Here is a 13,654-nt window from a genome sequence, read left to right on the forward strand (position 1 = left end):
GGGGCGCCGGACCGGCCGCGATGGGCCGCAAAGCGGCCCCGGCAGTATGCGCTGCGAAGCTGAAATATCAGGCTATTGCATAGCCCCTACCAATCCGCTGTCCCTGGAGATTCGCAAGCCTGCGAAGACTAATCAAAGCTATTCATCCTTGCTCCAGACCTAACGCGAAGCGCCACCTGCCGGAGCATCCTTCTTGATCAAATGCGCCGCCAACGTACGCAGCGGAGCCAATTGGCGGCAGATCAGTGCCAGTTGCGTCTGTACCAGGCGCTGATGTTCATCCACCTCTTCGGGCATCTGCTCCAAGGCGTTGGCAAGCGCTTCTTCGGCATCGCTGTGAATCGCTACCGGTGAGCGCGCCGCCAGGCCATTGGCTATTTCCTCAAGGCTGTTTGCCAGGCGGCTGCCTGCGTCTTCGATCAAGTGCTCCCGTGCCTCGGCCGGCAGAGCCGTGTCACGGTGGGCGCCCAGTCCCGACAGGTAGCTGAGCAGGGTGTGCGACAGCACCAGGAAGCGGAAGCCCACATCGGCCTCCTTGCGAAAGTGGCCAGGCTCCATGAGCATGTTAGCCAAGGTCGTCGACAGGGCCGCATCGGCATTGTGGGCATTGCGCCGCGCCAGGCGATAGGCCAGGTCGTCGCGCTTGCCGTAGGCATATTGCTGCATGATCTGGCGCAGGTACTCGCTGGCACAGATCAGCGTGTTGGCCAAGGCCTTGTTCAAGCGGCGGCCTTGCCAGTCGGGCAGGAACAGGAACACGGCAAGAATGGCGATCAGGCTCCCGACCAGGGTGTCGAACAGCCGCGGCAGGAACAGCCCGTAGCCGTCGCCGATCTGGTTGAAACAGAACAGCACCATCAGTGTGATCGCAGCTGTGGCCAGGGTGTAGCGCGTGGTTCGGTTGACGAAGAACACCACCCCCGCCACGACCGCGAACAGCGACTGGATGACCGGGTTGGGGAACAGGTCGAACAGCGCCCAGCCGACGGTCAGGCCCACGGCAGTGCCGATGATGCGCTGCACCAGTTTGCGCCGGGTTGCTCCGTAGTTGGGTTGGCACACGAACAGCGTGGTCAGGATGATCCAGTAGCCCTGGGTCGGGTGGATCAGGTGCACCATGCCGTAACCGATGGACAGGGCCAGCGGCAGGCGCAGGGCGTGGCGGAACAACAGCGAGGTGGGCGTCAATTGCGTACGCAGGCGCTTGCCCATGTCCTTGAGCGAGCGCGGCGAGCGGTCCAGCAAGCTGCTGTCGCTGGCATCGGCCAGGCTGTCAGGGTTGCTTGCGGCACCGAGCAGGCGATCGAGCGTGGCCAGGTTGGCCGCCAGTGCACGTAATGAACGCAGCAGCCCGCGCCAGGCCGGGTTGTTCTGGCCGCGCAGGTGTTCGAGCGAAGCGTTGAGGTCTTCGAGTGCCTCGGTAAAGCCGCTGGCCAACACGAAGGGTTGGCGCAACCGAATCGAGCGTGCAAGTTCCTGGCACGAGGCACCTTGCTTACGCAGCAGGCGCTGGCACCGGAACATCACATCGCTGTGGAAGAAAGCTTCGGCCAGTGCATTGTAGGGGTAGTGGGAGGCGCTGACCCGCTCATGGATGTCCTGGGCCAGGAAGTAGAGTTTCAGGTAACGGCTGACCTTGGAGTTGGGCTGGCTGTTGCCCACCCGGTGCAGGATGATTTCCTTCGCCGCGTTGAGGGCCGCCACCACCTTGCCATTTTGCTGGGCGAGTTCGAGCCGACGTGCTTCGACGTCCAGGGTGCGGACAGGCTCGAACAGGCTGGCCTTGAGCTTGAGATAGCTGCCCAGTTCGAAGAACAGCTTCGCCAGGCTCTGCTGCACCGGCTGGTTGGAGAACAACGCCTGCCACAGCACCGAGAGCAGCCCATACCAGGCCGCGCCTGCCACCAGCAGCATGGGTTCGTGCCAGAAGTCCGTCACCTGCCCGCCGCGCTGGTCCACGCCGATCATCGTGTAGACCGCCGTGATGAGTGTTGCCGATGCGATGGCGCCGTAGCGCTCGCCCAGGGCGCCCAGCATGGTCAAGGCAAACGCTGCCAGGGCCAGGGCGCAGACGAAGATCAGGGGGTAGGGGAACAGCAGTTCGACCGCGAGCGCCGCGATGGCAAAACAGACCAGGGTGACCGCCAGGGCGCTGAGGCGGCCTTGCCAGCTGTCGTCGGTTTCAGCCAGGGCACTGGCGATGATGCCCAGAAACAACGGGATCAGCAGGGCCATTTCGTTCTGGTGCCAGCACAGGGCAAGGCTGCCGGTAAGGGCAATGGTCACCCTGATGCTATAGCTGAACTTGTCCTGGCCCCACAGGCGACGCAGTGAATGACGTAACGAGCTCGATGACATGATGGCCTGCCGGGCAGTGATCGTAGAAATACCGTAGCGATGAGCGGGGCCGCCAGGCGCCCCGCCACCCGCTATTGAGCACGTGCCAGCAAGAAGCGTTCCGTGCTGCGCGGTGGATTCTACCCTAGACGAACTGCGCTGCGGCGTTGGCCGATGCCCAAGCCCACTGGAAGTTGAAGCCGCCCAGGTGCCCCGTGACGTCCAGCACTTCACCGATGAAGTAAAGCCCCGGGCTCTTGAGCGACTCCATGGTCTTGGACGAGACCTCACGGGTGTCCACACCGCCCAGGGTCACCTCGGCAGTGCGGTAACCCTCGGTGCCGGCAGGCACCAGTTGCCAGCGTGCCAGCTTGTCGGCGATCAGGGCCAGTTCAGCCGGTGTGTACTGCTTCATCGGCTTGGATTCGAACCACTGCTCGGCCAGCAAAGTGGCCAGCTTGCGCGTGAACACCTCACCCAGCACGGTCTTGAGTTCAGCATTGCCGCGCTCGGTTTGCTGGGTCTGCAACCAGTCCAGCGCATCGCGGTCAGGCAGCAGGTTGATCTCAAGCGTATCGCCGGCTTCCCAGAACGATGAGACCTGCAGGATCGCCGGGCCGCTCAGGCCCCGGTGGGTGAACAGCAGGTTTTCACGGAAGCTGGTGCCGTTGCAGCTGGCGGTGCAGTCCAGCGAGGTGCCGGACAGCTCGGTGCACATGGCCTTGAGCTGGGGCTCGGTGATGGTGAATGGCACCAGGCCCGCGCGGGTCGGCAGCAAGGTATGGCCGAACTGTCGGGCCACCTGGTAGCCGAAACCGGTCGCACCCAACGTCGGGATGGACAGACCACCCGTCGCGATCACCAGCGACTGGCAGGCGAATGGGCCGGCGCTGGTCTGCAGCAGGTAGCCGTTGTCGGTCTTGTCGATCTGCTCGATGCTGGTGTGCATGCGAATCTGGGCGCCGGCCTCGTCGCACTCGGCCAGGAGCATGTCGAGGATGTCGCTGGCCTTGTTGTCGCAGAACAGCTGGCCGAGCTTTTTTTCGTGGTAGGGCACGCCGTGCTTGCACACCAGCTCGATGAAGTCCCACTGGGTGTAGCGAGCCAGGGCCGACTTGCAGAAGTGCGCGTTGTGCGAAAGAAAGTTGCTCGGCTCGGTGTACAGGTTGGTGAAATTGCAGCGCCCGCCGCCGGACATCAGGATCTTCTTGCCTGGCTTGTTGGCGTGGTCGAGCAGCAGGACCCGGCGGCCTCGGCGGGCGCTGAGCTGGGCACACATCAGGCCGGCAGCGCCTGCGCCCAGGATGATCACGTCGGTGGAGTGCACGGTGTTACCTCATCAATAGCCGAGGCCGCGTTGCGGCCCACCGCAGGCACGCCAGCGCCTACAGGGACGGCAACTGGCTGGAGGCCTGTGATGATCCTGTAGGGGCTGGCTTGTCTGCGATAGGCTGCAACGCGGCCCGAAAAAATGTCAGACGATGCGGACTTTCAGGGAGCGGCCCTTGATCTTGCCGCTATTCAAGCGTTGCATGGCCTGCTTGGCCAGCGCCCGCTCCACCGCCACAAACGCCTGGAAATCAAAGATCGCAATCTTGCCCACCTGCTTGCCGGGGATACCGGCATCACCGGTCAGCGCACCGAGAATATCGCCCGGGCGCAGCTTGTCCTTGCGCCCGGCTGCGATGCACAGCGTACTCATGATCGGCAGCAGCGGCTCACCGCCCTTGTTCTTGAGACTGTCCAACAGGTCCCAGCGCAGCGGGCTCTTCTGCAAGGCTTCGATGGCCTGGGCGCGATGGCCTTCGGCAGGTGCGACCAGGCTGACCGCGATACCCTTCTCGCCAGCGCGGCCGGTGCGGCCCACGCGGTGCACGTGGATTTCGGCATCACGCGCCAGCTCTACGTTGATAACCATGTCCAGGCCGTCGATATCCAGGCCACGGGCGGCCACATCGGTGGCCACCAGCACCGAGCTGCTGCGGTTGGCGAACATGGTCAGCACCTGGTCGCGATCACGCTGCTCCAGGTCACCGTGCAGCGCCTGGGCCACGATGCCCTTGGCCGTAAGGTGGGCCACCACGTCTTCGCACTGCTGCTTGGTGAAGCAGAATGCCACGCAGGACTGCGGGCGATAATGGCCCAGCACCCGGGTAACCGCTTCAAGGCGCTGTTCGGGAGCGATTTCGATGAAGCGCTGCTCGATCTGGTTGTCGGTATGCAGGCTTTCGACTCTGACCTGCTGCGGGTCGCGCATGAAATCGGCCGCCAGCTGCTTGATGCCAGAGGGATAGGTGGCGGAGAACAGCAAGGTCTGACGGCGCGCTGGGGTCTTGGCGATGATGCTGGCGATGGCATCGAAGAAGCCCATGTCGAGCATGCGGTCGGCTTCGTCGAGGATCAGCGTGTTCAGGCCGCCCAAAACCAGCGTGCCCTTGTCCAGGTGCTGCTGGATGCGGCCCGGGGTGCCGACGATGATGTGCGCGCCGTGCTCCAGAGAGGCGATCTGCGGGCCCAGCGACACGCCGCCACACAGCGTCAGGATCTTGATGTTGTCTTCGGCACGGGCCAGGCGACGCAGTTCCTTGGCCACCTGGTCGGCGAGCTCGCGGGTAGGGCACAGCACCAGCGCCTGGCAGCCGAAGTACCGAGGGTTGATCGGGTTGAGCAAGCCGATACCGAAGGCGGCGGTCTTGCCGCTGCCGGTCTTGGCCTGGGCGATCAGGTCCTGGCCCTTGAGAATGACCGGCAGGCTCTGGGCCTGGATCGGCGTCATCGAGGTGTAGCCGAGAGCGTCCAGGTTGGCCAGCATGGCGGCGGACAACGGCAAGGTGGCAAAGGCGGTGGAATCGGTGGTCACGAGGCGGGCCTGCGGTGCGAAGCGAAAAATGCTGCACAGTCTACCAGCCCCGACGCCATTCGCCCTAAGACTCCACGTGCTCTTCCGGACGACGGGCACGCCTTCCGTCCGTCGGCGCCAGTTGCAGGAAGATGGCCGCCGCCAGCATGGCCATGATGCCGATGGTGAAGAACGTCAGCTGGAACGCACCCAGGGTGGTTTCCACGCCTTCGGCGCTGCCTGCTGCCGTGAAGCCGCCCAGCAGCGCGCCAGCACAAGCCACCCCCAGGCTCAGCGACAGCTGGGCGACCACCGACAACAAGCTGTTGCCGCTACTGGCGCTGGCATCGTCCAGGTCGATCAGCGTCACCGTGTTCATGGCGGTGAACTGCAGGGAGTTCACGGCGCCCAGCAGGCCCAGTTGCACCAGCAGCAACCAGTACGGGGTCTGCTCGTCCACCAGGCCCAGGCCAGCGAGCAGCACGCCCAGCAGCACCGTGTTGCCAGTCAGGATGATGCGGTAACCGAGCCGTTCGATCAGCGGCCTGGCGACGGACTTGGCGACCATGGCCGCCGCCGCCAAGGGGATCATGCTCATGCCCGCCTGGGCCGGTGAATACCCAAGCGCTACCTGAAGCAGCAGCGGTACCAGGAACGGCAGTGCACCGCTGCCCAGGCGGGCGAACAGGTTGCCCAGGATACCGATGGCGAAGGTACGTACGCGGAACAGGCTGGGAGAGAACAACGGCTCCGGGTCGCGCCCGGCTCGCAGCCAGTAGGCCGCCAGGCAGGCCATGCCGGCGAACAGCAGCAACATGACGCGCAAGTGCGGCAGGTGCAGCTCGCCCAGGCCTTCCATGGCGATGGTGATCAGCACCATCGCGGCGCCGAACAGCAAAAAGCCCGGCCCGTCGAACGTAGTGCGCTCGGCGCCGCGCAGGTCGGGTATGAACTTCCAGACGGCGTAACAGCCCAGCAGGCCGACCGGCAAGTTGAGCAGGAAGATCCAGTGCCAGCTCAGGATCTCCACCAGCCAGCCACCTACCGTCGGGCCCAGCAATGGCCCGAGCAGACCAGGGATGGTGATGAAGCTCATGATGCGCACCAGTTCGGTGCGAGGGTAGGCGCGCAGCACCACCAGCCGGCCGACCGGCAGCATCAGCGCCCCGCCGAGCCCCTGCACGATCCGCGCGAAGATCAGAAAGCCCAGGCTGTTGGCCACTGCGCACAGCAACGAGCCGAAACTGAACAGCAGGATGGCGCTGAAGAAGATGCGCTTGGTGCCGAAACGGTCGGCGATCCAGCCCGAGGCGGGGATCAGCAAGGCCACGGTGAGCATGTACGAAATGATCACACCCTGCATGCGCAAGGGGTCTTCGGCCAGGGAGCGGGCCATGGCGGGCAGCGCGGTGTTGAGAATGGTACCGTCCAGCGACTGCATGAAGAAGGCGATCGCCACCACCCATGGCAGCCAGCGGGCGGTGATGGGGTCGAGCGGGTTGCGTTCGGGCATGACGTCCTCGTCTGTCTGTACTGGCCTCTCGACGGCAAGCGCCGCGCCTACGGGGCGGGGCAGGCGTGGCTACCGCCGTGAGGTGGCCGGCAAAATCCAATCACAATGTCAGCGTCAGCGCTTTGACCAGCGCGCCGGGCAAATGACTCGATCCGGTACTGCGTTGCCCGTAAGTGCTGGTCGACAGAATCAGCTCCCGCTCGCACGTCAACGCCTCCAGTTGCTCGCCCAGCAGGTTGTACAGGCTGTCATCGAAGCGCATCGTGTTGACCGGCCCCTGGATCTGCCCGTCCTGCACCCAGAACGTGGCGAAGCGGGTCAGGCCGGTCATGCGCGCTGCGGGCAGGTCGGAGTAGTTCAAGTACCACAGGTTGCTGATGTACAGGCCGGTGCCTAGCCGCTCCAGAACCTGTTCACGGGGTAATTGGCCGGGTGCGAGGCTGAGCGCGCAGGGCGACTCGTGGCTGTCGGCCCCGTTGGCCAACACCCCGAACTCGGCCGCGCTGCGCGCGCAAACCAGGCGTCGTGCTGGCTTGCCCTGCTCGATCAGCGCCACGTCCAGGCGCGGTGAGCCCTCGTCGGAGAACGCTGGACTCAGTGAGCCGCTGACCTGCTCGGTGAAGCTGATCAGTGGGCTCAGGGTGGCGTCACCGCTGTACAACCGCTGCAGGGCACTGCTGCCGGTCGCCAGGGCCTGCGCCGAGAAGCCACCCCAGCACAGCATGCCGGCGATTTCGTCCATGGCCGCTGGCGCCAGGTAGGCGCGGTAGCTGCCCGGTTGCAGTACCACCGGCGCACGCCCCAGGTAGCCCAACTGCGCCCGAGCCTGACGCAGGCGGGCGGTGAAGTCGTCGGCACGCCATACCTGCCCGGCATAGTTGGCCTTGACCGCCTGGCCGCTCTCGTGGAACAGGCTCCAGTCGATGTTGAAGCTATTGGCCTGGTGCCAGCCAAAGGCGCCGAACGAGCTGGCGAAACCCCGCCAGATCGGGCCTGCGGCATAAATGCCGACCAGGTCCAGGTCACCGGTTTCCTGTTCCAGCAGGGCCAGCACCTCATTCAGGTCGGGCAGAGCATGCGTCTGTTGGCTATCACTGCGCCAGGCACTTTCATCCAGCCTCAGGTACGGGTCTGCCGCCAGTAGCGGCAGCATCTGGCGCAGTTGCGACAGGGCATCGAGCAGGCGCTGGCGGTCCAGGTGCGCATCACCGCTAAGGGTCACTTGTTGCTCAGCCTGACGACCAGCGTGGATCAAGCGCAGGTGAGCACTGGCCTGGCTCACCTCGCCCGCCTGACGGACCTTGGCATGGTTCAAGCGCACGAACTGCGAATGCTCGGCACTCAACCCCAGGGTGTAGTGTTCGCCTGCTTGCAGGGCAGCGCCCAGGGTGTCGATGAGGGATTGGAAGGCCTGTTTCATCATGCATCTCCTCCAAACACGTCGATGGCGCTGAACACGCAAGCTGGCGAGGCGTGCCCAACCCGGATCACCTGGTTGGGCTCGCCCTTGCCACAATTGGGCGTCCCCAGGACCTGGAAGGTGCTGCGGTCGCCGACGGCGGCCAGGTTGCGCCAGAACCGTGCGGAAATGCCGCGGTAGTTGGGGTTCTTCACGATGCCCTTGAGTTCGCCATTCTCGATCAGTTGGCCCCATTCGCAGCCGAACTGGAACTTGTTGCGCGCATCGTCGATGGACCAGGACCGGTTGGTGCGCATCAGGATGCCATGCTCGATACCTGCGATCAGCTGATCCAGGGACTGGTCGCCCGGCTCTATGTTCAGGTTCGCCATGCGGTCGATCGGCGCCCGGTTCCAGCCGCAGGCGCGGCTGTTGGCCACGCCGCCAAGACCAGAGCGGAACTGGGAAAGGGCACCGCCCAGCGGGCGCAGCAGCACGCCGTCCTGAATGAGAAATTGCTTGCTGGCCGGCGTGCCATCGTCGTCGTGGCTGTAGCTGGCCAGCTCTTCGTTCAAGGTCGGGTCGAAGGTTACGTTCAGCAGGGAAGAGCCGTACTGCAACTGGCCAAAGTCACTGGCTTTGACGAAGCTGGTACCGGCGTAGTTGCGCTCATCGCCCAGGATGCGGTCCATCTCCAAGGGGTGGCCGATGGATTCGTGGATCTGCAGCATCATCTGGTCAGGCATCAACAGCAGGTCGCGTACACCGCTGGGCGTGTTGGGCGCCTGCAGCAATTGCAGGGCCTGGTCGGCAACCTGCCGGGCCGAGCCCCTCAGGCCGCAGCGCTCGATGATTTCGAAGCCGCCCTGCTGACCGAAGTTCTCCCTGCCCAGGCTGCGGCTCTGGCTGTCCTGGCCATCGCTGGCCGTCACGGCCAGGCCAGGGAACAGAAAGCGCTGGGCCTGGCGCAGTTCGGCACCGGCCGAGTTCAGGTAAGTCTGCTCGACCAGGCTCATGCCAAGGCTTGCCTGCCAGTCCACCAGGCGCGAGTCCGACGGCACGCTGGCCGACTCTTCGGCGAGCAAGCCGAGGCAGTCGGCAAGGCCCGGCATCGGTTGGTCGAAATGAGGCGAAAGGTAATCGTGGCGCCCGGTCGGCACAGGCTGTTCGCGCAGGTCCAGCAGGCTGTAGCGGGCAATCTGTCGAGCGAGGGTTTCAGCCTGCTCCAATGCGCGCTGCAGGCCACTCTGGGACAGATCGGCCGTGGCGGCGTAGGCCTCCACACCGTTGATGCGCACGGTCAGCATGGCGCCCTCGTCCTGGCTCAAGGCAGGCGGTTCGGCGACGTTGCGGCGCACGGACAATGCCTGGTGCGACTGCCTGACATGGCGCAAGGAAAACAGATCGGCCGTGCTGCGCAGGGCGGCGAAGCGCTGGCGCAGCAGGGTGCTGGAATCGAACATGGACAAGCCTCCGGATACACGGTGGCTCCCTGGAACCACGCGCTGGGCAATGCCGAGACGGGCCGCGCTGCGGGCTCGGGCAATGCCGGGTCATTATGGCAGCCTACTGATGTGCTGGTCAGGCATTAACGGGCGTTTGCGTTGCGGCGAACTCTGAGTCGGCTTCTTTTTGAATCGCAGCCTTGAGCACTGCGTGCAAATGCACGGCCACAGGGTGCGCGGTGTCTGTCAACAGGTAGATGCCGTGCGCGGGAAGCGTCGGCAGGTCCTGGTCATGCAAAAAGACGAGCGAGTCGTCGGCTTCGAGTTCCTCGACGATGCCAACTGCCAGGCCACTTTTGACACAGGCCAGTACCGCATGCCAGTTGGCACTTTCCAGCAGGATACGGTACGCAATGCCTTCGGCTTTCAATGCCTGTACCGCTGCCTCCCGGTAGGGACAGCCCTTTAGCTGCAATGCCAGAGGTAGCGGGCGGCTGTGATCGCGGATGAAGCCCTTCGCGGCGGCCCAACGGGGTTTTGTGGGGCGCAGCCAGTCACCCTGTTGGATGTGCTCGCTGCTGACCGCCACGGCCAGGTCTAGTTGCTGCCTGGCAAACAGGTCCAGCAACTGCGCGCTGGAGCACGCCACAGCTTCCAGCTCCATCTTCGGATTACTGGCAACGAATACCGGCAGGCATTCACTCATGAGCGTGGCGGCATAGCCATCCGGTACCCCCAGACGGACTTTACCTGTCAGTTGCCGGGGGGACAGCGTCGCCAGCAGCTTGTCGTGGGCGATCAGAAAGCGTGTCGCCTCGCCCAGTAGATGCCGGCCTGCGGGGGTGAGCTCCACTGCCTGGTTGCTGCGCGCAAACAGCTGTTGGCCAACCTGCTCTTCGAGCTTCTGTATCTGCGTGGTCACCGCTGAAGGACTGCGATGGACATAGTCTGCCGCTGCGTTGAAACGACCGAGTCGAGCCACGGCCTTAAAAGTTCGCAACACATTGATATCTAGACCTTTGCCCATGAAAGCACCTGGTTTGGCTGGATCGAATCAGCACTTCGATTTAATCAACTGTACAGGCTTTATACCCCTTCCTAAGGTGAGGTCAACGAATGTCCAACTGCCGAAATGCCTAGGCAGCGGGCACCGGATAACAGCGTGCCTGCGCTCTGCGCCTAGCCAAGAGGCTGAGTTTGTTTAATGAGCGCTTGGCTGATCGGGTAGAGGTGGGTGGCCGTAAATCCACTCTTTACCATCGCCCGCGTCATTTGGAGGTGTAGAGATGCAACATAACTGGCCCTCCCACATTTTCCTGCAAACAACCTTTGTCCTGTCCTGGAGTTCCGGTTTCATTGGCGCCCGGCTCGGCACGCAGGATGCAGGCGCAGTGAACTTGCTGTTCTGGCGCTTCCTGTTGGTCAGTCTTTGTTTATTGCCGTTTGTTTTGCATCGATTACGTAACCTGTCCTGGGCGCAAGTTCGCTACAACGCGGTCATCGGCTTCCTGGCTCAGTTCGCTTACCTGATCAGTGTCTACATTGCCATACGCGGTGGCTTGCCTGCGGGGATAGCCGCCATCATCTGCGCGCTGCAGCCCCTGATCACGGCGGCGATGGGTAGTGCGGATCAGCAGGAGCGAAGCGGCAGGCAGGAGTGGCTTGGGCTGGTACTCGGGTTTGCCGGGGTCAGTGTGGTGATTCTTGGTGAGTACAGCCTGTCTTCCACTCGGCTCGAGCTATGGCTGTATGCGCTGCCGCTGATTGCCGCGATCACGTTATCGATCGCCACCCTTTACCAACGGCGACAGTCGGTCATGGGCACGGATCACAGTAAAGAGGGCTTGTTGATGCCGCTCTTCCTGCAATCGAGCGCGACGCTGGTACTGCTCAGTGTCACAGGAGTGCCGTTGCGCCTGATCGAGCTGCCCAGCAGTGCTCAGGTATGGGTGGCGGTGGCGTGGTTGACCTTGTTTTCGACCTTCATCGCCTACCTGAGCCTGTGGATACTCTTGACCAAACTGTCGGCAACACGGGTGTCCGCGTTGGTTTACCTGGAACCCCCTGTAACGCTCATTTGGGCGGCGTTGATGTTCGGCGATGCCATTCATTGGACGACCTACCTGGGTATCGCGATAGTCGCCACTGGCATTGCCATCACCCGCACCGCTCGACGTGTGCCGTCAGCAGGGGAGTGCCCGCAACGATGAGCGGGCCAAGGCCACTTTCTAGAACCACTCTTGTTGCATGTTCAAGCTGGTGTCATCGCGCGCTTCAAGCAAGGCCAGGTCTGCATGGCAGCCCGGTATTTCGCAGGTCAGGAAATACCGGGCTGCCTGCAGCTTGCCGAGGTAGAAGTCGCGGTCAGCCGCGGCGCGCTGAAGCAGACCGAGTTCGGCATGAATCGCCTGTTCCAGCCAGCGCCAGCCAATCACGCAATGGCCGAAGACCTTGAGGTAAAGGGCCGAGTTGGCCAGGGCGCCGGCGACCTTGCCCTGGGCCAGGTCGCCGAGCAGGGCAAGGGTGACACCTTGCAAGCGATTGACCAGCTGTTCCAGTGGCTGGCGCAGCGGGTCGAGGTTGGGGTGATGGCTGGCGCGCTCACCAGTGACAGCGATCAGGCGCATCAAGTGCTTGAGCCCGGCACCCCCGTTCTGGGCCAGCTTGCGGCCCAGCAAATCGAGCGACTGGATGCCCTCGGTCCCTTCGTGGATGGGGTTCAGGCGATTGTCACGGTAATACTGCTCGACCGGGTACTCCCGGGTGTAGCCGTGGCCGCCGAGAATCTGGATGGCCAGTTCGTTCGCTTTCAGGCAATACGCCGAGGGCCAGGATTTGACGATGGGCGTCAACAGGTCGAGCAGCGCCTGGGCCTGCTGGCGAGTGTCTTCATCGGGCGCCGTGTGGGTGTCGTCGAACAGGCGCGCCGCATACAAGCCCAGGTCGAAAGCGCCTTCCACATAGGCCTTTTGCGCAAGCAGCATCCTTTTGACATCGGTGTGCTCGATGATCGGGATGGCCGGGGTTTGCGGGTCCTTGTTTTCGGCTGATCGGCCCTGTGGGCGCTGCCGCGCATAGTCCAGCGAGTACAGGTAACCGGCGTAACCGAGCATGACCGCGCCCATGCCGACGCCGATGCGTGCTTCGTTCATCATCTGGAACATGCAGGCCAGGCCTTGATGTGGCTGGCCGACCAGATAGCCCACGCACTGGCCGTTGTCGCCGAAGTTCAGCGCCGTGGACGTGGTGCCGCGCCAGCCCATCTTGTGAAACAGCCCCGCCAGCACTACGTCATTGCGCGAGCCCCGGCTGCCGTCGGGCCCGACCAGGTACTTGGGCACGATGAACAGCGAGATGCCTTTGACCCCCGGTGGGGCATCCGGCAGTTTGGCCAGGACCATGTGCACGATGTTTTCCGACAGCTCATGGTCACCGCCGGAGATGAAAATCTTGTTGCCCCGGAGCCGGTAGCTGCCGTCACCGGCCGGTTCTGCGCGGGTGCGGATGTCAGCCAGCGATGAGCCGGCGTGGGGTTCGGTCAGGGCCATGGTGCCGAAGTAGCGGCCCTCGATCATCGGCTGCAGGTACAGGCGCTTTTGTTCTTCGCTGCCGAAGCTCTCGATCAGGTTGGCCGCGCCCATGGTCAGAAACGGGTAGGCGGTGGTGCCGGCGTTCGCCGCCTGAAAATGGGCAAAGCAGGCTTGTGACACCAGGCTGGGCAACTGCATGCCCCCGACCTCGAAGTCGCGATTGGCGTTGAGAAACCCGGCTTCAAGAAATGCATCCACTGCAGGCTTGACCTCAGGGATCAGCTCGGCGCGGCCGTCTACGTAGCGCGGTTCGTTTTCGTCAGCTTTGCGGTTGTGGGGGGCGAAATATTTCTCGGCGATGGTGCGCGCGGTGGTCAGCGCAGCGTCGAAGGTTTCACGGCTGTGCTCGGCAAAGCGCGGGCGTTGGGTCAGGGCTTCGGCGTCGAGGACTTCGTAGAGCTCGAAGGCCAGGTTGCGAGGGCTGAGCAGGGTCTCGGGCATGGGGCGGTCCTAGAGCGGGCTTGGTGCGAGTCTAGGATTGGCCGAACAGGGCTGGCTACCATGATTGATTCAGATGATGTTCAGTCACAG

At 63.5% G+C, this 13,654-nt stretch carries 9 protein-coding genes; 1 reads left to right on the forward strand and 8 read right to left on the reverse strand.

Annotation, left to right across the window (positions count from 1 at the left end; translation table 11 throughout):
- Nucleotides 1–159: 159 nt before the first annotated feature.
- The 7 genes from yccS to ACF8GB_RS16895 form a co-directional block, all read right to left on the reverse strand.
- On the reverse strand, nt 160–2,358 hold the full coding sequence (yccS, locus tag ACF8GB_RS16865; RefSeq protein ID WP_100850665.1) for a YccS family putative transporter: 2,199 nt from the start codon (nt 2,356–2,358) through the stop codon (nt 160–162).
- A gap of 124 nt (nt 2,359–2,482) precedes the next feature.
- Entirely contained in the window at nt 2,483–3,664 is a 1,182-nt protein-coding gene (locus ACF8GB_RS16870) for an NAD(P)/FAD-dependent oxidoreductase (RefSeq protein WP_058638892.1), read from the reverse strand.
- 147 nt (nt 3,665–3,811) lie between these two features.
- Nucleotides 3,812–5,149, reverse strand: a complete 1,338-nt coding sequence (gene dbpA / locus ACF8GB_RS16875) for an ATP-dependent RNA helicase DbpA (protein WP_232105913.1) — start codon at nt 5,147–5,149, stop codon at nt 3,812–3,814.
- 112 nt (nt 5,150–5,261) lie between these two features.
- Nucleotides 5,262–6,689, reverse strand: coding sequence for a multidrug transporter subunit MdtD (gene mdtD / locus ACF8GB_RS16880; protein ID WP_058638894.1), 1,428 nt, complete (start codon nt 6,687–6,689; stop codon nt 5,262–5,264).
- Nucleotides 6,690–6,789: 100 nt separating this feature from the next.
- The gene (locus ACF8GB_RS16885; RefSeq protein WP_392527342.1) at nt 6,790–8,109 is read right to left on the reverse strand and encodes a TldD/PmbA family protein; all 1,320 of its coding nucleotides are present in this window, start codon (nt 8,107–8,109) and stop codon (nt 6,790–6,792) included.
- Nucleotides 8,109–9,551 (reverse strand): TldD/PmbA family protein, encoded by a 1,443-nt coding sequence (locus ACF8GB_RS16890; protein WP_058638896.1) that lies wholly within the window; start codon nt 9,549–9,551, stop codon nt 8,109–8,111. Before ACF8GB_RS16890 ends, ACF8GB_RS16885 begins: the two co-directional genes overlap by 1 nt.
- Nucleotides 9,552–9,669: 118 nt before the next feature.
- Nucleotides 9,670–10,560 carry a LysR family transcriptional regulator gene (locus ACF8GB_RS16895; protein WP_392527343.1) on the reverse strand — a complete coding sequence of 297 codons (891 nt, stop codon included), beginning with the start codon at nt 10,558–10,560 and terminating at the stop codon, nt 9,670–9,672.
- A gap of 259 nt (nt 10,561–10,819) precedes the next feature.
- Here ACF8GB_RS16895 and ACF8GB_RS16900 point away from each other — a divergent pair, with 259 nt between their 5' ends.
- Nucleotides 10,820–11,743: a DMT family transporter gene (locus tag ACF8GB_RS16900; protein WP_058638898.1), complete on the forward strand. Its 924-nt coding sequence runs from the start codon at nt 10,820–10,822 to the stop codon at nt 11,741–11,743.
- Between the two features lie 18 nt (nt 11,744–11,761).
- Here ACF8GB_RS16900 and ACF8GB_RS16905 read toward each other — a convergent pair whose 3' ends face one another.
- The gene (locus tag ACF8GB_RS16905) at nt 11,762–13,564 is read right to left on the reverse strand and encodes an acyl-CoA dehydrogenase (RefSeq protein ID WP_058638899.1); all 1,803 of its coding nucleotides are present in this window, start codon (nt 13,562–13,564) and stop codon (nt 11,762–11,764) included.
- Nucleotides 13,565–13,654 lie beyond the last annotated feature (90 nt).

The organism is Pseudomonas sp. xss_4 (genome assembly GCF_043104125.1).
GTDB lineage: Bacteria > Pseudomonadota > Gammaproteobacteria > Pseudomonadales > Pseudomonadaceae > Aquipseudomonas > Aquipseudomonas parafulva_B.